This window comes from Methanoculleus sediminis (assembly GCF_001017125.1).
In the GTDB taxonomy this organism is placed as follows: domain Archaea; phylum Halobacteriota; class Methanomicrobia; order Methanomicrobiales; family Methanoculleaceae; genus Methanoculleus; species Methanoculleus sediminis.
In genome coordinates, this window is the sequence record NZ_JXOJ01000002.1 from 574,062 (window position 1) to 595,009 (window position 20,948).

The 20,948-nt window shown below is 57.3% G+C and carries 23 protein-coding genes; 11 read left to right on the forward strand and 12 right to left on the reverse strand.

Annotation, left to right across the window (positions count from 1 at the left end; translation table 11 throughout):
* Nucleotides 1-458: 458 nt before the first annotated feature.
* Nucleotides 459-1,328 carry a M48 family metalloprotease gene (locus SZ63_RS05640; RefSeq protein ID WP_048182440.1) on the forward strand — a complete coding sequence of 290 codons (870 nt, stop codon included), beginning with the start codon at nt 459-461 and terminating at the stop codon, nt 1,326-1,328.
* Between the two features lie 362 nt (nt 1,329-1,690).
* Here SZ63_RS05640 and SZ63_RS13225 read toward each other — a convergent pair whose 3' ends face one another.
* Nucleotides 1,691-1,816: a hypothetical protein gene (locus tag SZ63_RS13225; RefSeq protein ID WP_277619443.1), complete on the reverse strand. Its 126-nt coding sequence runs from the start codon at nt 1,814-1,816 to the stop codon at nt 1,691-1,693.
* Nucleotides 1,817-1,958: 142 nt separating this feature from the next.
* On the opposite strand from SZ63_RS13225, the gene SZ63_RS05645 reads away from it, so the two are divergent.
* Nucleotides 1,959-2,600, forward strand: a complete 642-nt coding sequence (locus tag SZ63_RS05645; RefSeq protein WP_048182442.1) for a hypothetical protein — start codon at nt 1,959-1,961, stop codon at nt 2,598-2,600.
* Between the two features lie 128 nt (nt 2,601-2,728).
* Here SZ63_RS05645 and SZ63_RS12925 read toward each other — a convergent pair whose 3' ends face one another.
* The 4 genes from SZ63_RS12925 to SZ63_RS05660 form a co-directional block, all read right to left on the reverse strand.
* Nucleotides 2,729-2,887, reverse strand: a complete 159-nt coding sequence (locus SZ63_RS12925) for a hypothetical protein (RefSeq protein WP_156168395.1) — start codon at nt 2,885-2,887, stop codon at nt 2,729-2,731.
* A gap of 101 nt (nt 2,888-2,988) precedes the next feature.
* Entirely contained in the window at nt 2,989-3,543 is a 555-nt protein-coding gene (locus SZ63_RS05650) for a DUF3795 domain-containing protein (RefSeq protein ID WP_048182446.1), read from the reverse strand.
* 213 nt (nt 3,544-3,756) lie between these two features.
* Nucleotides 3,757-4,257: a shikimate kinase gene (locus SZ63_RS05655; RefSeq protein ID WP_048182448.1), complete on the reverse strand. Its 501-nt coding sequence runs from the start codon at nt 4,255-4,257 to the stop codon at nt 3,757-3,759.
* 464 nt (nt 4,258-4,721) lie between these two features.
* On the reverse strand, nt 4,722-5,972 hold the full coding sequence (locus SZ63_RS05660; protein WP_048182451.1) for a cation diffusion facilitator family transporter: 1,251 nt from the start codon (nt 5,970-5,972) through the stop codon (nt 4,722-4,724).
* A gap of 411 nt (nt 5,973-6,383) precedes the next feature.
* Here SZ63_RS05660 and SZ63_RS05665 point away from each other — a divergent pair, with 411 nt between their 5' ends.
* The 3 genes from SZ63_RS05665 (at nt 6,384) to SZ63_RS05670 (ending at nt 9,326) form a co-directional block, all read left to right on the forward strand.
* Entirely contained in the window at nt 6,384-7,196 is an 813-nt protein-coding gene (locus SZ63_RS05665; RefSeq protein WP_048182455.1) for a flavodoxin family protein, read from the forward strand.
* 343 nt (nt 7,197-7,539) lie between these two features.
* Nucleotides 7,540-8,043, forward strand: coding sequence for an HNH endonuclease signature motif containing protein (locus SZ63_RS12645; protein ID WP_082122662.1), 504 nt, complete (start codon nt 7,540-7,542; stop codon nt 8,041-8,043).
* Nucleotides 8,044-8,192: 149 nt separating this feature from the next.
* The gene (locus SZ63_RS05670) at nt 8,193-9,326 is read left to right on the forward strand and encodes a hypothetical protein (protein WP_156168397.1); all 1,134 of its coding nucleotides are present in this window, start codon (nt 8,193-8,195) and stop codon (nt 9,324-9,326) included.
* A gap of 169 nt (nt 9,327-9,495) precedes the next feature.
* Here SZ63_RS05670 and SZ63_RS05675 read toward each other — a convergent pair whose 3' ends face one another.
* Entirely contained in the window at nt 9,496-9,987 is a 492-nt protein-coding gene (locus SZ63_RS05675) for a putative immunity protein (RefSeq protein WP_048182460.1), read from the reverse strand.
* A gap of 377 nt (nt 9,988-10,364) precedes the next feature.
* Between SZ63_RS05675 and SZ63_RS05680 the strand changes: the two genes are divergently transcribed.
* From SZ63_RS05680 to SZ63_RS05695, 4 genes are all read left to right on the forward strand, one after another.
* Complete coding sequence (locus SZ63_RS05680) at nt 10,365-10,847, forward strand: GNAT family N-acetyltransferase (RefSeq protein WP_048182464.1); 483 nt, start codon at nt 10,365-10,367, stop codon at nt 10,845-10,847.
* Complete coding sequence (locus SZ63_RS05685; protein ID WP_206539409.1) at nt 10,844-11,407, forward strand: cysteine hydrolase family protein; 564 nt, start codon at nt 10,844-10,846, stop codon at nt 11,405-11,407. Before SZ63_RS05680 ends, SZ63_RS05685 begins: the two co-directional genes overlap by 4 nt.
* Before the next feature lie 267 nt (nt 11,408-11,674).
* Nucleotides 11,675-11,947, forward strand: coding sequence for an ACT domain-containing protein (locus SZ63_RS05690; RefSeq protein WP_048183692.1), 273 nt, complete (start codon nt 11,675-11,677; stop codon nt 11,945-11,947).
* Between the two features lie 9 nt (nt 11,948-11,956).
* The gene (locus tag SZ63_RS05695; RefSeq protein ID WP_048182468.1) at nt 11,957-13,321 is read left to right on the forward strand and encodes a PFL family protein; all 1,365 of its coding nucleotides are present in this window, start codon (nt 11,957-11,959) and stop codon (nt 13,319-13,321) included.
* Nucleotides 13,322-13,337: 16 nt separating this feature from the next.
* On the opposite strand, the gene SZ63_RS05700 is transcribed toward SZ63_RS05695, so the two are convergent.
* The gene (locus SZ63_RS05700) at nt 13,338-14,183 is read right to left on the reverse strand and encodes a GNAT family N-acetyltransferase (protein WP_048182471.1); all 846 of its coding nucleotides are present in this window, start codon (nt 14,181-14,183) and stop codon (nt 13,338-13,340) included.
* Between the two features lie 159 nt (nt 14,184-14,342).
* On the opposite strand from SZ63_RS05700, the gene SZ63_RS05705 reads away from it, so the two are divergent.
* The gene (locus tag SZ63_RS05705; protein WP_048183696.1) at nt 14,343-14,735 is read left to right on the forward strand and encodes a VOC family protein; all 393 of its coding nucleotides are present in this window, start codon (nt 14,343-14,345) and stop codon (nt 14,733-14,735) included.
* Between the two features lie 177 nt (nt 14,736-14,912).
* On the opposite strand, the gene SZ63_RS05710 is transcribed toward SZ63_RS05705, so the two are convergent.
* The 5 genes from SZ63_RS05710 to SZ63_RS05730 all read right to left on the reverse strand — a co-directional run bounded on the left by SZ63_RS05710 (nt 14,913) and on the right by SZ63_RS05730 (nt 19,762).
* Nucleotides 14,913-15,836, reverse strand: coding sequence for a C1 family peptidase (locus SZ63_RS05710; protein WP_048182473.1), 924 nt, complete (start codon nt 15,834-15,836; stop codon nt 14,913-14,915).
* 382 nt (nt 15,837-16,218) lie between these two features.
* Nucleotides 16,219-16,830, reverse strand: a complete 612-nt coding sequence (locus tag SZ63_RS05715; RefSeq protein ID WP_048182476.1) for a hypothetical protein — start codon at nt 16,828-16,830, stop codon at nt 16,219-16,221.
* Nucleotides 16,827-18,611, reverse strand: a complete 1,785-nt coding sequence (locus SZ63_RS05720; protein WP_048182479.1) for an Ig-like domain-containing protein — start codon at nt 18,609-18,611, stop codon at nt 16,827-16,829. The genes SZ63_RS05715 and SZ63_RS05720 overlap by 4 nt, the downstream gene beginning before the upstream one ends.
* Nucleotides 18,612-18,756: 145 nt before the next feature.
* Nucleotides 18,757-19,350 (reverse strand): flavodoxin family protein, encoded by a 594-nt coding sequence (locus SZ63_RS05725; protein WP_048182481.1) that lies wholly within the window; start codon nt 19,348-19,350, stop codon nt 18,757-18,759.
* A 61-nt stretch (nt 19,351-19,411) separates the two neighbouring features.
* Entirely contained in the window at nt 19,412-19,762 is a 351-nt protein-coding gene (locus tag SZ63_RS05730; protein ID WP_048183700.1) for a cupin domain-containing protein, read from the reverse strand.
* A gap of 109 nt (nt 19,763-19,871) precedes the next feature.
* On the opposite strand from SZ63_RS05730, the gene SZ63_RS05735 reads away from it, so the two are divergent.
* Nucleotides 19,872-20,876 (forward strand): YbgA family protein, encoded by a 1,005-nt coding sequence (locus SZ63_RS05735; protein WP_048182484.1) that lies wholly within the window; start codon nt 19,872-19,874, stop codon nt 20,874-20,876.
* Nucleotides 20,877-20,948 lie beyond the last annotated feature (72 nt).

Sequence of the window (20,948 nt, forward strand, 5' to 3'; positions counted from 1 at the left end):
CACCTTTTATCAACTCATCAACGAATCGGGACGCATTCGTAACGTTGTTCGCCAGAAAATTACGGGACTGATCTGATAGAGTAAAGGTGCATTTTCTCCGTTTACGCTCATATTTCTTTTCTTTCGACGGGCGAGGCATTTTCTCTTCTCCGTTCTACTGTCCATACAGTTATGTATCTGTTCATACAGGTTTTGATTACCTTATGCTCTGTTTAAGGGGTCTTAAAGAGGCGGTAACCAAAAAAAGGTGCAGGGTCCGCGCGGGACGTTGAAAGAAATGAGGGAAAGCAAACAGGAAGTACGTGCTCTCAGTAAATCATCTGCAACACCGCAGTCATACGGTGGCGATGATGATCCGGCTGCCTTCACCAATTAAAGCAATGAAAGCATTTTTCAGGCAGAAACAACTACAACATCGAATATAAAAATCTATTATACTCTATCCTGAATACACAAATATGAATGAGATCTTTTTAACAGAGAGTATCAAGTACATTGTACTTATTCTCATTGTATTGGGCGCTTCAATCTATTACATTACGCGCAAACAGTTTTGGCAAAGCTTTGTTGGGCTTATTGTGATGTCTTATTTTCAGGGTCTCCTGATCTCATTATGGCTATTTTCAGATGCGTTCCTTATATTTTTCACAGTGAGCGTTCTGATCGCGATATACTATTATCTTTTCTTCCACCATTTGTTAGGAATAATCGCTTCTTTGAAATCTAAGCGTTCTCCAGAAACAAAAGAATACGAGGACTCTAATGTCTTGTCACGGTTGGACGGCATATGGGGTCTCACAATTAAAGACTATGCAATTAAAGTATATGATGGACAGAACTCATTTGGTGCCTTTACAAACGTGTACGGCAGTCCAAAGGAGATCCTTATTGGAGAAAAATTGAAGGAAAAACTAAACACTGAAGAGACAGTTTTTGTGATTTCCCATGAAGCCGCTCACCATGCAAGGAAAAACTGGTATCGGGTTTTCTATTACCTCTTTCCGCTTATTTATATGATTCCATGCAGTATCATTGCATTTTTGTTAGTTTATTTGGGCATTGCAAACATTTTCTCATTCTGCGCAACTGCAGGACTTCTTTTTATCCTTGGTGTGATTACTGTGCATTATACCTTTTGGAACATGGAGTATATGGCAGATCTTGGAGCAGTAAGGAAAACAAGTGATAAGATAAATGCGATATCAGCACTTGGAAAAATAGCTGAAACAGTTGAAGAAAAGAGAATCAATAAATTAGTTAGTTTGCTGACTTCGGATCATCCCTCAACAGAAGATAGAATTTTGAAAATAAGTGCAGAGAAGATGTAATCTTAAGATTATATTTTTATGAATGGCAAATTCCTAATTTAGAAGTTGCCTCTGAATGTGATCCCGGAGTAACGACTTCTTTTCTCCTCATGAAACCCCTAGTGCACCGTGTCATCTTATTATAGAAATTTCTTGCATGTACCGGGACGGCAACCATGGTCTCACGCGAAGAGCGCGAAGCCGCGAAGTGAAGTTACCAGCAGGTATCGCTCAGTCTTCGCGCTCTTCGCGGCTTCGCGTGAGTTATTAGTGTAGATGACGATACGGTCTCACGCGAAGCCGCGAAGGTGATGTCGGATTTTAGGTTTAGATGACAACAAGTACTAGGATCGGATCGCAGTCAGCCTCCCCTGCGGCGACCACTACCTCTTCCACGCACTCCGCCGGGTGCCATAGAGCGCGGAGGTCTCTTCGACGATCTGCCGGCGGGGGATAACGTCGCGGAGCATGGCGGCAACGGTGCGCTTGAGATCATGAACGATACACAAGAGATCCCAATCCCCGACCCGAACCACCGTCCCACCCTCCCCGAACCCCACACACCCGATTGACTCCCCCGGCGAATCAAGAACTTTCCATGAACATTTCAAAACCCCTTTCACGCTGCCGCGAGAATCCTGTACACGTACCATGAACGACGGAACGACATCCTATTCAGACCGGGAGATCATCAACAGCTGGGCGGTTGCCGAGATCGGTCCCGGCATCTCCCGCGTCCTCTCCGCGAAGGGACTGATGCGGCCGAACGCGGACAGGTGCATCGGCTTCTTCTACGTCGATCACGAGGACGGAATCACCTTCCGCATCCACTCCCTCTGCCGGACCGGGGCGGGAAAGCCGCCGGAGATCGTCGTGAACTTCGAGAACCACGGCGAGGGGCTGATACTCCATTCCGACGAGGTAGGGGCGTATACGCTCCTCTCGAACGACGAAGCGAACCGCCTCTCGCTGCTCGAAGAACAGCGATGGCGCATCTATTATGAACCGGAACCGCTCCAGGCAGTAAGGAAGAGGGCCGACCTCGACAGGTTCAGGGCTCCGGGGTATTTCGACGACGTATCGGTGATCCTTGTCTCGAAAGACCGGGAACTGATCCCCGAAGGCGTGTGGGTCCGCCTGGAAGGCCAGTCGGACGACGGCGCCTCATTCCGGGGAACGCTCCTGAACGAACCCTACTCGGACTTCGGCGTGCATGAAGGGGATATGGTCACGGTGAGCTTCGCCGAGGATGAAGAAGGGCGGTTCCTTGTCGCAGAGGTAGAATCGCGCTGAACGGGACTCGCCCCACCCCCGGATGGCCGGGGGCCGGACATCATCCGGGAGAGTGGATCTCTTGCCGGGGTCTCTGCTGCAGGAGGCGAAGGAGAGCAAACGAGAAGACTTCGCTCTCTTTACCCCGGTTACCGGATCGCGATCCTGTAGCCGATGTATCCTCCCACAAGCGCCCCTACAAATCCGCTGAACAGGAATCCGGTAATTTCACCGGAACCCAGGATGCCCATGAGTGAGGCGATGCCGAAGAGTGCTCCTATGAGTGCAACGGTTATTCGCCTGAGCATTGGTAAGAACGCCTTGTACTCAAGAGCAGAAACGGCAATCGGAACGGTAAGGAAGGTTCTTCAGGTGTTTGATGGTGCGAAGCGAAACGCTGCTACCGTGCCTACTTCCTCAATTTCAAGCGATAGTCCTTCTTTGAAGCGATCTCATCGAGAATCCGGTGAAGAGCCTTCGACCTCGCCCTGACGTCAAGCCCCGCGGATTCTTCTCCTGCCCGGGAGAGCGCTTCCTCAAGTTCCTCGAGTTCCAGAACGGTTGCAGCAATACAGTAGTAGGTTTTTGAACGGCCTTCGTTGAAGTTGTCCAGCATCTCCCTGAGGAACAACCCCCGCTGTTCCTGTATCTTCCGGAATGCGGGCACTCCATGCCGGGATATAAACGAGATATCCTCCTCGAGTGTCTGGTAGCACTTAAAAGAATCGTGCTCTTTACCGGCTTCCCGGTGTCTCTTCCATCTTTCGCACGTATCGCTCTCTGCGCACTCCCAGCAGAACTCGATCCCCTTTCTCTTCACGGCGCACGTGATAAACGGGCAACCGACAGCCATCCGGGTCGGACTCTTGCACCCGAAACATCGGCTCTCCGCGTCGGTGTTGTACATGGGGCAGAGCCGACAGGAGAGTCCGCAGATGCCGATATCGGGATACTCGATATGCATGATCGTTGTTACGTGCGACACCTCTCCGGATATCTCTTATGATAGCGTCGCGAGAGTTCTGTAAACTTCAACCGGGCCCGGCCTGAAATTCCGGCAGCAGACCTCCGGCGCTGAACCGTTCTCAAAAAGGGGATCGGGAACTTCCAGGCGATCCCGTGCGAAACCCGGAGTTCCGCCTTTCGTCCGGCACCCCCGCGTGCAGCCCCGGATCCTTCACAACGCTTTGATCACGTTCTCGACCACGGACTCGAGATCCTCGCCCGAACACGCGACGGTGAGATCGGCATACCTCTCATACAGCGGGACGCGCTCGTCGTACATCCCGCGAAGACTCTGGCCGGGAAGGAGGACAATCCCCCGGGTCGTGATGTTCTTGAGCCTTGCCTCCATCTCCGCATACGGGATCTCCAGATACACGACCAGCCCCGCCGACTTCAGGTGCGCCATCGCGTCCTCGCTGCAGACCACGCTGCCGCCCGTCGCGATCACCGCACGGCTGGAGTGAAGGGAGAGGATCGTCTCCTCCTCGATCCGCTTGAACGCGTCCGGCCCGTCCGTATCAAGGATCTCCTGCAGCATCCTCCCGGCCCGTTCCTGTATCAGGATATCCGTATCGATGAACTGCATGCCGAGGGTTTTTGCAAGGACGACGCCCACGGTGCTCTTCCCCGCACCGGGCATTCCGATGAGGACGATGTTTCTGTGGTGATGCATGCTGGTTTCCCGGGACCCGATGGGGAGAGGGGCCCTTTGCTGATACCCAGGTGGGATCTCGGCGGGGATGAAGGTTTTGCCCGGGTCGTGCCCGTATCACAGAATGGAAGGCGGGGCAGTCCGATAGATCAGGGTTTCAGGGTCTTCTGGCACCTCTCACACTTACGAAGACGACGATAACCCCGATAGTGAGAGCGATCAGCCCTGATGCCGCCCAGAACGGAGATGGACCGACAATCTCCTCACAGTTTGCGAGACAGAGTATGGGACGCATCCGAAGGATTCCCGTACCCTGCAGGAACCATAACAGGCCAAGAAACGCTATAAATGCGCCGATAAGTGTTCCGGCGAGTTGTTTTGCTTTCATGCTCGATCGAACGCCCTCTTCGACGCGGGTTAAGATAATCCCTCCGTCCTGAAGGACCGGGATTCCGTTCGGCACCGGCCGGGCATGCGACGAGGGATCAGCGGGGCGAAGTCCTGGTCTCCTCCCCATGACGCCCCGTCACTTCGTCGCTCGCTTCCGCAAGCGTTGCCGCGGGGGTCATCCTCATCTCGACCCCCGCCGCCTCGAGCGCGTAGCCTGCCGCCCTTCCCGAGAGCGAATGATGCAGGAGAACCACATCGATCTGTTGCGCGAGCAGCATCTCCGCCACCTGCCCACCCTTCCGCTTCTCCAGGTCCGTGAAGGGGTTGGCAACGATATCCTGCCGCTCGATGCGGTTCTTCTCGGTATCGACGTCGAGGATTGCGAAGTACGGTGCTTCGCCGAAGTGATCGCTGATCAGGCCCTCCCGGTCCTGTAGCGGCACCGCATACCGCAGATGCGTCTTCTCCTCGGGCTCATAGTGAATGACAACCCTCTCGACGTTCTGAACCCGAATCCGTATCTTCTCCTCGATTCGTTCGCTCGCACGGTGTGCCTCCTTGAGATCCGATGTCGCCATCTCGACCATCGCCTCCACAAAGATGTAGCGGCCGGAGTTGCGGCCCGTGATGCTCTTGATGTTGCTCACCACCGGATCCGATTGGATGATGGTTCGGATCTCGTCGAGCGTATCGTAACCGACCGAGGCGTCCAGGAGGGTCTTCATGCTGTCTTTCAGGATTCCCCAGCCCGACCGGACGATGAAGACAGCGACGACGACGGCTGCGACCCGGTCCAGCGGTATGCCGAAGAACTGGCCGAGGAGCGCGAAGAAGACGACCGAGGAGGAGAGGACGTCCACCCGGTGCTGCCTCCCGTCGGCGATCAGGCTCGGAGAGTTGTACTTCTGTCCTACGTTCACCTCGTATGTGCCGAGGATGTAGGGCACCGGGATGAAGGCGGCGACGGCAAGGAGGATCCACCCGCTGTAGGGCCGGGCGGCGGCATCGCCGGTCAACGCCTCCGCCGCAATCTCGAAGGCGGTGAAGAAGATGAGGAGGGCAATGGCTACCGCGACGACGTTTTCGACCTTGTAGAGCCCGTATGGGAAATCCCGGCGCCTGCGCGAGGAGAGGAGCACCCCGACGATCAACGCAAGCGAGGCGACGACGTCCACGAACGAGTGGATGCCGTCCGCACGGAGGGCAAGGCTCCCCGAATAGACCGAGAGTGCCAGTTTCGTGACGACCAGCCCGGCGTTGACGGCAAGGGAGAGAAGGGCGACACGCAGGATGACGGACTCCGGCGTCCGGTAAGATCCTGCCGTCTTCCGAACCGCTTCCTGCATGCCGGATCGCCCCTTAATGCATTCTATGGCACGATGTTTCCATTAACCTAACCATTATGCCCTATTTGATAGGAAAGAGGGGACGGCGGCATCGCAGCAGCTCCTCATGGCGGAGGATACGGCGGTACGGCTCCGCAGGCGTGAAAGACCGCCGATGTCCGACGGGGCGCCTCACCCATCGGGGATATCGGCCCCCCTCGGGATAGTCCTGCAGGCTATCGGTGACGTCCGGCCATGTTCTCGAAACATCGAGCATCCGCATGACGGCCATCTGCGGCGATGCAGAGTTGACAGGGGCGGATCTGTTGGCGAATCCTCTTATTCTCCCCCCTGGTTTTTCCCTGTAGCCGCACACGTCCGTCGGCGCCGGGGAAGAAAACTTATGTATGGGAAATATGCTTCTACTGTTATATGGAAGATCGGCCCATAAAGGTCCTCGTCATCATGGGCAGCGCCCGGAAGGCAAACACCTACCGCGCAGCCGAACGGGTCCGCGAGATCCTCAAAGAGACCGCACCGGTGGAGTGGGAGTACGCCATGCTCGGGGACGTCGGCCTGGAGCAGTGCCGCGGGTGCTACACCTGTTTTGACCGGGGAGAGGAGTTCTGCCCCATCAAGGACGATTCGGCCCTCCTTGAGCGGAAGATGCACGACGCGGACGGGGTGATCTTCGCCACCCCGGTGTACGGGTTCCAGGTCTCGGGGCTGATGAAGGTCTTCATCGACCGCCACTCCTACATCTTCCACCGCCCCCGCTTCTTCCGGCAGAAAGCGCTCCTCCTCACCACCGTCGGGGTGATGGGAGACAAGGACGTGCTGGATTACCTCAACGCGGTGGCCCGCATCTGGGGCTTCGAGGTCGTCGCCCGGGCGGGGATCTTCTCCCACGCGAAGATGGGCCCGCTCCCCGCCTACCGGCTGCGGGAGAACGAAGAGAAACTGCAGGCGGCGGCAAAGGCCTTTCTCGCCGCGCTCCGGAGGGAAACGCCGAGGAGGCCGGGGTTCTTCGACGTGATGGCGTTCCACATCGGGCGGGCGCCCTGCGACGAGCTCGGCGACCGGAGCCCCGCGGACCACGCCTACTGGGACGGGAAGGGGTGGTTCGAGAAGGGGAGGCGCTACTACGTGGACGTTCCGGTCAATCCGGTCTACCATGCGTTGGGCACGGTGGCGGAGTGGTACCTGCGGCGGCGGTTGCGGAGGGATCTGAGGGAGGTGAGGTGAGCAAGGCGGAGGGTTTGGTTGCCACGAGCAAAACCACCCTCCATCTAAAAATTACAGTCATTGATTAAAGTCGTCCAATCACAGACCAAGACCACCCCCCCAGTGAGATCCAATAAACCGATATATAATTTCTCCAAACATGCCACCATATATATATATGGTTACGTGCAATTGCCATCTGTGAAGTACTATGGCGCGCGAACCCAAAACCTTCAAAGGCACTATGAGAAAGTGGGAAACCGGTGACGGGAGAAAGAAAGGACAATCTGAAAAGATGTTCGAAAATCTCATGGGCTCCGGAACTACAAAAAGGAGAAAGTAGACGGTTTGTAGGACGAGATTTATGGCCCCTTCAATTTTTGATGATAGGACTGATGCAGAAAGGACACGGCAAGCACTTACTTCAGCCAAACAAAGGAGAATCAAAGAGGCAGTAGGGAGCAAATGTGAATTATGTGGGAAGAAATATCCACTGCGCAATTTGAAGATCCACCACATCGTAGAAGTCCACAAAGCATCGGGAAGTAAAGATCTAAATTCACCCGGAAATTTACTTGTTCTTTGTTCCATTTGTCATGATGATGTACATCATAAGCCGGTCCCAAAAACAAAGCAGAAAGAGATCGTCAGAAAAAGATCTGAAAAAGTAAAGAAAGAAATAAGTGCTATTCTGAGGGATAGAGCAAAAGTAAATGCCACTTCTGACACATCAGGCGTTCTAAAAACTCCGAAGATCGCTCCTGTAAAGATTAAACCTCTTGATGTGGACTTTCCAGATGTACTGGGCAGTAACTCACCTAAAAGAAAAATTCGAAAAAAAAGAGATGATGATTGGAGCATGTGGTAGGAAAAAAGAACATCATTGAACTGCATTATAGTGCGTGAACTATCATTCTTCCGCGAATAAAAGGATAATCTAGCTAAATTATAGGCAGAGGTTTCTCCATGTCCCTTTCATCTAATACTCTTAAAAAAATTCTACCTCAAGATATGAGAATGAGCAATTTCGTCCGTGATGAGAGAGTAAAGCCATTCGCATCGTATATGCCAATTCTGAGTTTTCTCAGTGCAAATATTGTAATGGTTTTTCTCTTCGACTATTTCTTCCAAATATCCACTTTATTCGAACTGTTTTCGGTTCCTCTCTACGCTCTGGGCATTTTTGCCTCATTTGCAGTTATAAAAACAAGCCTCTTTTTTAGATTTAAGGATACGACTATAGAACGCGAGGGTATAAGAGAAAGATTACCAGAAAATTCAATCGAAAAGTATAATTCGTGTCCACAGTTAGGTTGGGTAAACAATTATCTTATTCTTCAAAGACTGTTCTTCTTTAATGTCCTCAATGATCTTTTCATTTTAACCCTATTTTGGGGCTCGCTGTTTTTCATCTTCTACTTTGTCCCATTTAGTTTTGGCCGAATTCCATTGCCACAGGGTTTTAGCGTTACCAATTTTGTCGCTTTGATCACATTAATAGGCGTTATTGCAGGTTTTTTCCAACTTTATATATCCAATTATAAGGAAACAGTCGTTCAGAGAATGCAAAACACGGTCAGTAAACATCTGAAGAATTGTTTAAAAGAAGTCTCTCCGTGGGACTTTGTTGAACATCTTAAGGAAGCTTCAAAGAACAGTGAACTCGCGAAAAAGGTAGAAAATTTCTTAGAGAATGATGAGAACATCTCGCAAAAATACATGAAACGGTACAAGAGCGTGATCAACTCAGGGGGACGACGGGATTACCCCAATCTAGTTATATACAACCTACTTTCCCCTGCCACAAGCGATCCAATCAATATCTTCCGAAATATTGACCGTTATGCAGAGTACGAATTACCTGAGCCAGAAAGAGAGGAATTGAAAGAAAATTACCGATCATATTTCAACCTGAAGAGACAACAATTCATCAACGAACTCCAAAAGATGGATCTTAACGGTGTTAGAAAAGTTGTATTTTCAAGTATCATTTTCTTTGACGAAACCTTTTCAGACTACATTTCTCTTAACTTTGAATCAAGTAATCGCACAGAAAATTTGGAATTTTTTGAAGATTTCTTGCAGGACTATGCCTTGAACTGTGTTTTCGAGTTTTTTGATATCCTATATAATATTCAAGAGATCAAGTAGGGACAAATCTTCTTTTCCTATGTTCCTTTCTTTTCAGAGTGGTTTCATTACAGTACCCCGAAGTCATTCAGTCCTTGTAACAAAGCTAGGAAGTAATACTTGGTTATTTCCCCACCGATCTCACCACAGCAAAACAGCCTCTGCATCGTAACAAACAAAAAAGAAGTCATCAAAACCCCTCCCCCTTCCTCAATTTAACAGAAACCCCGCCCCCGCGCTCCAGAACAACAATCCTCTCCATGATCTCCTCCCGGAGCCCCTCAGGGAGCCGCTCCGCCTGCCAATCCCGCTCCGCAGCAACACTCGCCACGGCGTTCGCCGGGTCCGCCGCCGCGACGGCCTTCAGGGCATAGTACGCACCCCCGTAGGCGTGCTGGGGGACGTGCGCGGTCGCCACCGCCTGGCCCGCGGCCCGCGCAGCGAAGTGAGCCGCGTCGTTTCCCTTCGCGTCGCGGGCGGCGGCATGGGCGGCGAGGGAAGCACCCCGGATCTCGGCCATCCGAAACACGCCCGTCCTGACCCAGGTGCGGCATACCTCGATGGCGCTCCGCGGCCGGTCGTCCCCGGGATAGGCCGCTTCAAAGAGCGGAAGCACCCGCCCGGCGCAGTCCGCGGCCCAGGCCGCCATCAGCATCTGGTCCTGCTTGCTGTATTTTTTCACGAACAGGTAGTATGAACTTCCAATATGTTGGTTCTTGAGGTACCGCAGGGAAGGCTACGTCAACGCAGGTTGACATAGCGTCGACACCCTCTTCTAAGTCAACTTGCGTTGACTTACACGGATCCGCCTCACCCATGAGCACCGCAACGGAGAGCGGGCCGGTCCTCCTACCGAACCCCCGGACCGGCACCACAGTCGCAAAAGGGGGCGGGAGAGAGGTTGTGAGACGGAATTGCTTCCGTTTTCCAAAATCCCCTGAATACTTGTTTTCCCGCTTCCTGCAACCGCGTCGGGAACTTCTCTTCGTACGGCGGTATTTATGGTCAGTCGCCATCATCTCTAATAACGAATAACAATAAGATCACGTTCTACCGAGAATGATCTTCCTTCGTCAAATCAATCAGGACGACATTGCCGTCATCAAAGGATGGCCTCCCTACCCTGCTGAATTCGGCGATCTCGATTACGCGCTCAGAGACGGGGGCTGGCTGGACGAATACTCGCAAAAACCCGGCGCGGATATTCTTATCGCCGACGATGAAGGAACGATTGCCGGTTTCTCGATCATTGCACGAGAGCCCGGCGGGATTGCCGAGTTCCGGATCGCACTCCACCCGGAGAGATGCGGGCGAGGGGTAGGGAGAACCGTCACCTATCTCTCACTTGTGCATGGATTTTCCGATACTACAACCGGCGCCGTCCGGCTTATTGTAAGGAAGAATAATCCGCGTGCAAAAAGACTGTATGAAGAGATGCGCTTCCGAAATACCGGCGAGTGCATAGAGGAGATCCGGGGAAAACCTGTGGAGTTCTATCGGATGGAGATCAACAGGATTGCATTTTACAGGGCGGGTGCATGATGAAAGAAGCATTACTGGTCATCGATGTCCAGAACGAATATTTCTCCGGCAACCTGCCGGTAACATACCCGAAGGCGAGCTTAACCAACATCCTTCAGGCGATGGATGCCGCACGTGCCGCAGAGATCCCGGTCGTGGTGATCCGGCATACCAGCACCGCTCCGGATGCCCCGTCGTTCCGGTTCGGGACCCCGGCATGGGAACTGCATCCCGAAGTGAAGAAGCGGCCGTACGATCTGCTCATCGAGAAGGCCCTGCCCGGGAGCTTCACCGATACCGGCCTTGATGCCTGGCTTAGAGAACATTCCGTCAGTTCCGTGACCATCTCCGGCTACATGTCCCAGATGTGCTGTGATTCGACCGGCCGGCAGGCATTCCATAACGGGTACGGCGTGAAGTTCCTTTCGGATGCCACCGGGACGCTCTCCGTTGCCAACCGGGCCGGGACGATCTCCGATGCCGACCTTCACCGGGCGGTCCTCGTGACCCAGCAGATGCGGTTCTCGCAGGTGATGACGACCGCAGAATGGATCCGGTCGCTGGAAATTGCGTATGGGTAGGAGGACTCTGGTGACCCATGCGGCGATCGGCGCACGCCCGTACCTGCGATCCGTCTCCTCTTCTACCGGGCTGTCCGCCCGGGATACGATCCCGCATATGCGGGGGTATGCAGGATCGGGTTGTCGGGATTTTGCAACTGCAGAGAATAGCAGCCGGTTTGAAGAAACCGCGATGCTCCTTTTTCCGGGAAGGATATCCTTACCCCCGATAACGCCTTAATCGGATTAATGCCGGAAGAGATCAATACGATACAGGGACAGGAGAGCATGAGCAAGACAATCATTACCGTCGTCGGGAAGGATACCGTGGGAATTATCGCGAAGGTCTGCACGTATCTTGCCGAGAACCAGGTCAACGTCGAGGACATCTCGCAGACGATCGTGCAGGGATACTTCAATATGATGATGATCGTCGATACCGGCGGATCGACAAAACCGTATGCCGGGATGGTGATCGAACTCGACGAACTCGGTGAGGAGATCGGTGTCCGGATCCGGTGCCAGCGGGAAGATATCTTTACGAAAATGCACCGGATCTGAGGGGATTCCATGATCAATATTCTCGAGGTGAACGAGACCAACCAGATGATCGAGCAGGAGAAGCTCGACGTCCGGACCATCACGCTCGGCGTCAGCCTTCTCGACTGCTGCGACGCCGATCTCGACGCCCTGAACCGGAACATCTACGACAAGATCACCCGACTGGGCAAAGACCTCGTCTCGACCGGGAGGGAGATCGAGCTCGAGTACGGGATCCCGATCGTGAACAAGAGAATTGCCGTAACCCCCATCGCGCTCGTCGCCGGGCGGGCCTGCAGGTCTCCGGAAGATTTCGTAGAGGTTGCAGCGACGCTTGACAAAGCCGCACGGAACACGGGGGTCAACTTCCTCGGGGGGTACTCGGCGATCGTCTCGAAGGGGATGACCCCGACCGACGAAGCCCTCATCCGCTCGATCCCGGCGGCTCTCGCCTCGACCGAGAGGGTCTGCAGCTCGGTGAACCTCGGCTCGACGAAGACCGGGATCAACATGGACGCCGTGAAACTGATGGGGGAGATAGTACGGGAGACCGCCGAGGCGACGAAGGAGAACAACTCCCTCGGCTGTGCGAAACTCGTCGTCTTCTGCAACGCCCCCGACGACAACCCGTTCATGGCCGGAGCGTTTCACGGCGTCTCCGAGGCCGATGCGGTCGTCAACGTGGGCGTAAGCGGCCCGGGGGTCATCAAGCACGCGCTCGAGGGCGTCCGGGGCAAGAACTTCGAGGTGCTCTGCGAGACGGTCAAGCGGACGGCCTTCAAGGTCACCCGTGCAGGCCAGCTCGTCGCCCAGGAGGCGTCGGAGAGGCTCGGGATTCCGTTCGGGATCGTCGACCTCTCCCTTGCCCCCACGCCCTCCGTCGGGGACAGCGTCGCCGGGATTCTCGAGGAGATGGGGCTCGAGTCGGTCGGTGCCCCGGGGACGACAGCCGCACTCGCCCTCTTAAACGACCAGGTGAAGAAGGGCGGGATCATGGCGAGCTCGTTTGTCGGGGGGCTTTCGGGCGCGTTCATCCCCGTCAGCGAGGACCAGGGGATGATCGATGCGGTGAACCGCGGCGCCCTCACGATCGAGAAACTCGAGGCGATGACCTGTGTCTGCTCGGTCGGCCTCGATATGATCGCGATCCCGGGCGACACACCTGCCTCGACGATATCCGGCATCATCGCGGACGAGGCGGCAATCGGGATGATCAACCAAAAGACGACCGCCGTCCGGCTGATCCCGGTGATAGGGAAGGATGTCGGCGAGACCGTCGAGTTCGGCGGACTGCTCGGGTATGCACCGGTCCAGAGGGTAAACGGGTTCGGCTGCGCCGACTTCATCAACCGCGGCGGACGGATTCCCGCACCGATTCACAGTTTCAAGAACTGAGTGCCGGGATACCCCCTCACCCGGTCTCGAAACTCGTGACGCCGTAGCACTCATCAAGCGGAAGATCGGGGATCTCCTTCGTGTACATCCGCGCCGTGCCGAAGACCGGGACCATCCCGTGCCGCTCTGCGAGAAGAATACCGGCGCCGTTCGGCTCCGGCACGTCGAGGAAGAGCGGCTGGCCGGGCACCGCCGCCGCAAGGCCGCAGTAGATCCGTTCGGCGATCTCCGGCGTGTCGGCAAAGAGCGGACCGATCTTCGCGCCCCTGCGGCACGGCCGCACCTGCCCGTAGCCGCGGACCTCCCCGTCCTCGAGGACTGCCAGCGCCGTCGCGCCCGGCTGCGCCAGCCAGTGGCGGAGGAACGCCGGCCGTTCTGCCGGGAAGTGGCGTGCGTCGTAGCGGACGAGGGCGTCGAAGGGGACGCCCGCGGCGTCCGTGAGACCCGGGGGACGGGAGCCCCCGCCGAGACCCTCGTACCTGATGTTCCGGTGCGAGAAGAGGAAGCCGTGGGCCCTGTAGCGATCCTGCATCTCGAAGACGCCGTCGATCCCGAAGTTGTAGGACTCGGCGAGCCGGTCGGCGCACTCCTGGATCGCAAGACCGACACCCTGGCCCCGATACCCGGGTTTCAGGATGTAAAATCCGCCGAAGGCGAACTCGTCCGAGTAGACCACGATCGAGAACGAGCCGACCAGGCGGCCGTCGAGAAGCACCGCGAAGAACGCCTGCGGGTCGACCGCGTAGTAGCATTCTCCGTCGGAAAGGCCGGGGTTCCAGCCCTCCCGTTCCGCCCAGTCGACCGCGATCCCGACTTCGGTCTTCGTCATCGGGCGAATCGCAATCTCACCTGATGCTGCCATACCATACTATGCGTACAACACAGCGATGAAGGTTCGGAACCGTTCGCGCTCCGGCCGCACGCGATATGCCCCTCACCGGACTCCGCCCGCCGTGAGCGATCCGTGGCAAACCTTTTCCTCGAAGAAGTCGCGCAGGGGGATCGGAAGAGGAGATCCGATATGCCGACAATAGATGTGACCGTACAGTACCCCGTCGTCATCACGCCGAATCTCGAGGAGTGCAGGGATTTTTACGTCGAACACTTCGGTTTCGACGTCGTCTTCGATGCCGACTGGTACGTGCAGTTGAAGCACGCAAACGGCATCGAACTCGGGTTCATGAAACCGAACCTCTCCACCCAGCCCGCGTTTCTTCACGACGCATACGGCGGAGAGGGCATCATCGTCACCTACGATGTGGCGGACGCCGGAAGGGAGTACGGGAAAGCGCAAAAGATTGAGGGCGTAGAGATCGTATACCCCTACACCGAGGAAGAGTGGGGCCAGAAGCACTTCATCCTCAAAGATCCGGCCGGGATCTTCGTCGATATCGTCCAGCAGCTCCCTCACTAGAAGACAGCCGAACGGACATGGTTCTGAACCGGAGAAATACGCAGCATTTTCGCCATCGGGTGCGTGCAAGGCCGATACTTCGTTAGCACTTCAACATCACGCGAATCGGGCTCCGGCACCGTCGGCGAGTTCGGAACCCTTCCGGCGCAACCGCGCGTGGACAAAAAGGGGTTGGGTTCAGACCTCGATTCCGAACTGTTCCGTATCGATCCAGTCCATCTTAACCAGGGACCAGAAATCTATCGCGAGGCCGTGAAGGACGTAATCATAGGGGAGCCATCCGTAGCCCTCTTCTCCCCAGTCGTCTCCCCACGAATTGCGGATCAGGAACGCCCCCTTTGTCGTTTTGCCGCACCGTGTGTTTTTGATCTCCATGTCGTCGTCATAACCGGCCGCGACGACGGCATGCCCCCACTCCGCCCGCTCTCCGGGGCAGGGGAACGGGATGCCCCCCTCGGCGTCCGCCGCCGCAAAGGAGGGGAACCCGTAAAACCCGAACATGGAGGGGATTCCTGCGGCCAGGTATTTTTTAACGCTGAACAGTACCTCTTCCGCGGCCACGCTGCCCCCCAGCGGATCGTGGCAGAAGTAATCGACCGCGGCGTATTTTCCTGCAACCGCACACAGAAACGGCGACGGATCCAGGTCGAACTCCGGCGTGGTATCCGTGTACGGCCAGTACATCTCGGGAGGCACCCCGCAGAGCGCCAGGGCGCCCATCGTGTTCCGGAGCCATGCCCCCGTATTCCCCGTAACCCCCATCAGGTTGCGGGTCATCTTGTACACGAAAAGACGCGATCCGTTGATGTGCTTATTAAAAGCCCGTCTCTGAAAATATTCGACGATACCGACGGCGGCGTGCGCCGTACAGGATCCGAGAGTCAGCTGGTCCTCGACTTCGGAGAACCATTCCCGGAGGTCCATGCTGGAGAGCAACGACTCGGACTTCATCCCGGGCGCGATACCCAGTTTCTCGGCCATCTCAGGGATGTTCGCATCCCGTTCCGTATAATCCCGGAGATCCGGATACGGCGGCAGCCACCCGGTTGCGTGTTTCTCACCGGTCGTTCGATCGAACGCCATTTTATAGAAGCCTAACATGAGAAGTCACCTCATCATCTTACTGCGGCCGGCTGCGCGATCCGCTGATTGCCGGCCAGAAACGTACATGGCTGAACCGACCTTGTTCGGTCGCGAGCGGCCGATATTGAAAAGAATGGATGGAGTGCTGTAATAGGAAACTGCTGATATTCGCGGACGCCTTTACGCTCAACAGATAAAACACTTGCGACGACAGATGCTACCCGATCGGCCTGATCATCCGGTTCGGTTCTACTCCGTGGGGCCGGCGACTCCGCAGGCCTGGACGAACCGCTTCCGCTCCGCACCGGCGATACCTGCCCTTCACGCGGACGTGCGTGGTCTCGTAGTGGAGCCGGACGATCCCACCGACACCGCTCTTCTTCCGGATAGCGCGTACGGGTTACGTTCTGTCCGCGTCGGCCGGGCTCAGGTCGATCGTCCCGGGCATCTCCACAGTTCCTTTAATGGAGCAGATCTTCAGGCTCTGGCTCCCGAGGAGGAGATTGAGCGTGAGATTGGCGACAAGCGTGCCGAACAAGATGCTCTCCGGCTGATCATCCTTCAGTGTTATCTTCGCATCCTGGACGGTGACGTTGGGCTCCGCCTCGAAACGGTAGCGGATGTTCGTGAGAGCCATGCACCCGCACTTCGTCGTCACATCCACATAGGCCCGAAACGGCGGAAGATCCCGGCTGAATTTTGCAATAATAGCCGTCTCCTCCTTTTTTTTGACCGCGTCCCGGTACTCCTCCTCCTTCATCATCTCCTCGACGGTCACCTGTATCAGGCCCTCCGCAAGGTGTGCTGTCAGTGTCTGTGCGATCTTTCGCGTCACGGATCTCCTGGCGGCCTCCGCCGTCCGGCCGGAACCCTTCGCATACTCCGTATAGCCGTCGGCCTCCGAGAAATCCTTCACCGTTTTGTTCTCCATCGCGGTGGTCAGGTTCATCTCGAGTTCGTGGTCGAACAGGGCTTCTTCAAGGCTTTTGCATCGCAGTGCCGCCTGCGTCATCGTTCCTCGCCTCCTTTCTGGATACCGCCGGTGACCTCTACATCCACGGCGGGTCTCGATCCCGGTGCCGCCTTTGCGGCCTCCACGCCTCCCCCCACTTCGACGTGCACGGGGAGATGTTCGCGTATACGGGTACGCGGACGGCCTTTCAGGTACCTCTGGATCCCGTACGACGCGGTTGCCCCCGTAACCACGGCAAGGATCGCCAGGAGAACCGGATCGACCGGAGACGGGGAGCCGCCGACCACCACCGTCGCCGAGCCCGCGACACCATCTGCAGTAGCATTGATCGTGACGTTGCCGGCATTTCTCGCAGTGAATAAACCGGCTCCATTCACGCTGCCGACGCTCACATTGCTGCACGTCCATGCCACGTCGGCACCCTCCACCACCCGGCCGTCCCGGTCGTAGCAGGTTGCGGTAAGCTGTCGATCTCGGTCAACTTCAAGTGCGCACGATTCCGGCTGTACCTCGATACGTGCGATCAAGGATTCCCGGGCGACCCGGAGATTCGATCCCCCCTCGATTTCTCCGGATCGGGCTGTAACGACCGTCTCTCCTTCGGCAACCGCGGTGAAGAGGCCTTCGTCGTCGATCGTCCCAACCGACTCGTTCGCCGACGCCCAGGAGACGGGGGTGCCGGGGATTTCGCGGTTATTCCGGTCATAGACCGCGGCCTCCAGCCGCACCGTTTCGCCGACGCCGAGAGTCCCCGACGACGGGGAGACCGCAATGAATGCAGGCTCCGGTTCAGGCAGTTCGGTTACGATGGTGGGCGTTTCGGGTTCGGGGGTGGATTCGATCACAGTGATCGTTGCCGAGCCCCGTGCACCGTCGGCCGATGCGGTCACGATCGCCGTGCCTCCCGCCCGGGCATGGAAAAGACCCGTGAAATCCACGGATCCGATCGCAGCATCGCTGCTCGACCACGTCATCGTAACGTCGGGCATGACCTCTCCGTACTGGTCTGAGCAGCTCGCGTTCAGCTGCAGGGTATCTTCAACGCCGACACGCTCCTCCTGCGGAGATACCTCGATCGCCGCCGGCACCGGCGGAGAGCGATTGACCTGAACGATCGCGGACTCAACGACGCCTTCCACGGATGCGGTGATCTCCGCCGATCCCTCGGAGACGCCGGTGACGGTGCCGCCTGCATCGACCGCCGCAATCGCCTCGTCGCTGCTCTCCCAGGAAACGGCAACATCCGCGATCGGGTTGTCGTTCTCGTCGAGGCAGGTTGCTTCAAGCTCCCGCGTCTCGTGAGCATCGAGGGCGACAACCGGAGGCTGTATGATGATGGTCGTGAGCCTGCGTGACGGCGGACTGACGACAACCGGTGCGGTTGCCGTGATCGGCCGCCTCCCGGGCGCTACATTCGGGGGATAACTGGCGGTAACGTCTGCATGGCCGGGAGCTCCGGGGGTAAATATCCCTCCCTCCACGGTCCCGACAGATGTGTTGCTGCTGGACCAGTTGCAGTTCCCGGTAACATCCGCGGTATAGTTCGCTCGACTCAATGTCGCCGTGAACTGCAGGGGCGCATCGCCGAGGGCCAGCGTTCCGGCATCCGGAGAGAGGGAGAGGTTTTCAGGGATCCGGCTATGTGTCAGAATTTCGGGGGACAGGTTGCCCGTCGGTTCACTGTCGACGGCCGGAGCGACGGCTGACCCCTGCACAACCCCACCCGGAAAGAGGAGGAAGGCAAAGAAGCATGCGACTATCAGGGCATACGGGATGATCATCGGCCGGCCTTCGGTATCTTCTCCGCACGATGCTGCCACCAACCGCCGGGATCCCTCCACCGTTCGGCATTTTATCGAGTTACGCGCACGACGGTGCGAATCCCCCGAGACACGATGGACGCGAGGTAGGTGACTTCGTGCTACTTATACCTTGGCATGACCCGCGGGCGGAAAGACCCGCATATCAGGCCCCGGAAAGCGCCGCCGCAAGGTCCCGGCCGCACCGGTATGCCTGCTCGAGCACCTCCTCCCTCTCCCCGACGATCCCCGGCTCAAAGCAGCTTAAGACCGGGAGTTCGGCAACCACCTCGTAGCCGAGCGGCCGGAGCGGCAGGGAGAGCGCCTCCAGCGCAACGCCGAGATCGGCGGCGTCCGCCTGCTCGCCCACCGCAAAAACCACGGCCTTGCGCTTCCGGTCCGCAAGACGGCTGGAGTAGCCCCGGGGACGCTCGTCGGTGAAGTCGTAGAAGGCGTAGAGCCGGTCGATGAACGCCTTCATCTGGCTGGTGACGTTGTAGTGGTAGACCGGCGAGCCGAGAACGAGCGCATCCGCTTCCGCGATGCGGGGATACAGCAGGGTCATGCCGTCGTTGAAGCGGGTGCAGGTCAGGTCACGCCTGCACCGCTCACAACCGACGCAGCCGGCGATGACGTAGCCGGATAAACTGACGGCGCTCACTTCGCCGCCTGCATCGGAGACCCCGCGGAGAACCTCCGCGAGGAGGCGGGCGGTGTTCCCCCTCGACCTCGGGCTTCCGCTGATGCCAAGCACCTTCATGCCAGGATCTCATTGTAGCGGCGGATAAGGGTTCCGGGGGTGCGGCGAGGAACCGGCCCGCTCACACCGCAACATCCCGGATATGCCGCTCGCCTGACTCCTCCCACGGGGGGACGGTGACGAGCACCTGCCGAAGACGGCCCCGGAAATAGATGCTGTTTCCCGGCGGCACGACGACGACATCTCCCGCCCGGACCCGGTGCTCGACGCCGCCGATGACGTAGACACCTTCCCCCTCGACGATGTAATAGATGAACGCACTCTTCTCGTGGCAGAACTCTTCCGCATGCCCCGATTCCGTCTCCTGGTAGACGACCCCGGCCGGGGCGCCCTCTGCCGTATAGACCCGCATCCGGACGCCGTGCTTCTCGAGATGATCCGCCTCCTCGCGCCTGATGACCGCCGGTTCCATGAGAGAAGGGTAGCGCCGCGGGGCTATGAAGGTGATGCATCGGCCTTCAATCCGGGACACCTCCTCGAGATCCAAGGATTCATATGCATCCACCGTATCGTGATGCCCCATGACCCGGGAATACCCCCGCCCCCGCCTCGTCGTCAGCCGCTGCATCGAGTTCGACCCGTGCCGCTACGACGGCTCGAAGATACCGTCCCCCACGGTGGCACGCCTGAAGGAGTATGCCGACTGCATCCCGGTCTGCCCGGAGGTCGAGATCGGGCTCGGCACCCCCCGGGCGACCGTCAGGATCGTCCGGATAGGGGGTTCCGATCGCCTCGTGCAGCCGGCTACCGGGCGGGACGTTACGGAGGAGATGACCGCCTTCGCAGCACGATTCCTCGATTCCCTGCCACCCGTCGACGGTTTTATCCTCAAAGGCGGCTCCCCCACCTCGGGCACCCGGAACGTCCGGGTGTACCCGTCAATGGAAAAGTCCGCGGCGATAGCAAAGTCCGCAGGATTCTTCGCCCGCGAGGTGCTGAAGCGATACCCGGACCTCCCCGTAGAAGACGAACTGCGCCTGAACAATGCGCGGATCCGCGACCACTTCCTCTCCGCGGTCTTTACCCTGGCGTCGTTCCGGGGCATCGCAGCAACCGGGAACCGGGAAGCCCTCGTGCGGTTTCATACAGACAACAAGCTCCTCCTTCTCGCCTCGAGCCAGAAGATGCTGCGGGAGGCAGGAAGGCTCGTCGCAGACCGGGCAGAGGTCGGGCCGGGAGAACTCTTCCTCCGGTACCGCCGGATGCTCTCTATCGCGCTCGCACGGGCTCCACGGTATACCGGCAACGTCAACGTTCTCCAGCACGCCCTCGGATACTTCAGCGACCGTATCTCAGACGAGGAGAGAGCCTACTGCATCGGGCTGATCGACCGCTACAGATACGGTCATGCCACCCTGGCCGAACCCCGCGGCCTGCTTCGTTCGTGGGTTATCCGATTCCAGGAGCCGCACCTGATGCACCAATCGTTCTTCGCACCGTACCCCGCCGAACTCGTAGACCTGCCGGGAGACGTTACCGATCGGGGACGGGATGTCTGGAATATCAGGGCAGATCCGTCATCGTAATCGCGGCCCTCGCACGGCAGGCAGGATACCATCATCCGGTATGAGGACTCCCCGGCCCCATAGAAGCCTTTT

What these genes read in the sequence shown, in the direction of transcription:
- SZ63_RS05640 (WP_048182440.1), top strand. Translation starts at nt 459, where the DNA reads ATGAATGAGATCTTTTTAACAGAGAGTATCAAGTACATTGTACTTATT.
- SZ63_RS05645 (WP_048182442.1), top strand. Translation starts at nt 1,959, where the DNA reads ATGAACGACGGAACGACATCCTATTCAGACCGGGAGATCATCAACAGC.
- SZ63_RS12925 (WP_156168395.1), bottom strand. Translation starts at nt 2,887, where the DNA reads ATGCTCAGGCGAATAACCGTTGCACTCATAGGAGCACTCTTCGGCATC.
- SZ63_RS05650 (WP_048182446.1), bottom strand. Translation starts at nt 3,543, where the DNA reads ATGCATATCGAGTATCCCGATATCGGCATCTGCGGACTCTCCTGTCGG.
- SZ63_RS05655 (WP_048182448.1), bottom strand. Translation starts at nt 4,257, where the DNA reads ATGCATCACCACAGAAACATCGTCCTCATCGGAATGCCCGGTGCGGGG.
- SZ63_RS05660 (WP_048182451.1), bottom strand. Translation starts at nt 5,972, where the DNA reads ATGCAGGAAGCGGTTCGGAAGACGGCAGGATCTTACCGGACGCCGGAG.
- SZ63_RS05665 (WP_048182455.1), top strand. Translation starts at nt 6,384, where the DNA reads ATGGAAGATCGGCCCATAAAGGTCCTCGTCATCATGGGCAGCGCCCGG.
- SZ63_RS12645 (WP_082122662.1), top strand. Translation starts at nt 7,540, where the DNA reads ATGGCCCCTTCAATTTTTGATGATAGGACTGATGCAGAAAGGACACGG.
- SZ63_RS05670 (WP_156168397.1), top strand. Translation starts at nt 8,193, where the DNA reads ATGAGCAATTTCGTCCGTGATGAGAGAGTAAAGCCATTCGCATCGTAT.
- SZ63_RS05680 (WP_048182464.1), top strand. Translation starts at nt 10,365, where the DNA reads ATGATCTTCCTTCGTCAAATCAATCAGGACGACATTGCCGTCATCAAA.
- SZ63_RS05685 (WP_206539409.1), top strand. Translation starts at nt 10,844, where the DNA reads ATGATGAAAGAAGCATTACTGGTCATCGATGTCCAGAACGAATATTTC.
- SZ63_RS05690 (WP_048183692.1), top strand. Translation starts at nt 11,675, where the DNA reads ATGAGCAAGACAATCATTACCGTCGTCGGGAAGGATACCGTGGGAATT.
- SZ63_RS05695 (WP_048182468.1), top strand. Translation starts at nt 11,957, where the DNA reads ATGATCAATATTCTCGAGGTGAACGAGACCAACCAGATGATCGAGCAG.
- SZ63_RS05700 (WP_048182471.1), bottom strand. Translation starts at nt 14,183, where the DNA reads ATGGCAGCATCAGGTGAGATTGCGATTCGCCCGATGACGAAGACCGAA.
- SZ63_RS05705 (WP_048183696.1), top strand. Translation starts at nt 14,343, where the DNA reads ATGCCGACAATAGATGTGACCGTACAGTACCCCGTCGTCATCACGCCG.
- SZ63_RS05710 (WP_048182473.1), bottom strand. Translation starts at nt 15,836, where the DNA reads ATGTTAGGCTTCTATAAAATGGCGTTCGATCGAACGACCGGTGAGAAA.
- SZ63_RS05715 (WP_048182476.1), bottom strand. Translation starts at nt 16,830, where the DNA reads ATGACGCAGGCGGCACTGCGATGCAAAAGCCTTGAAGAAGCCCTGTTC.
- SZ63_RS05725 (WP_048182481.1), bottom strand. Translation starts at nt 19,350, where the DNA reads ATGAAGGTGCTTGGCATCAGCGGAAGCCCGAGGTCGAGGGGGAACACC.
- SZ63_RS05730 (WP_048183700.1), bottom strand. Translation starts at nt 19,762, where the DNA reads ATGGAACCGGCGGTCATCAGGCGCGAGGAGGCGGATCATCTCGAGAAG.
- SZ63_RS05735 (WP_048182484.1), top strand. Translation starts at nt 19,872, where the DNA reads ATGACCCGGGAATACCCCCGCCCCCGCCTCGTCGTCAGCCGCTGCATC.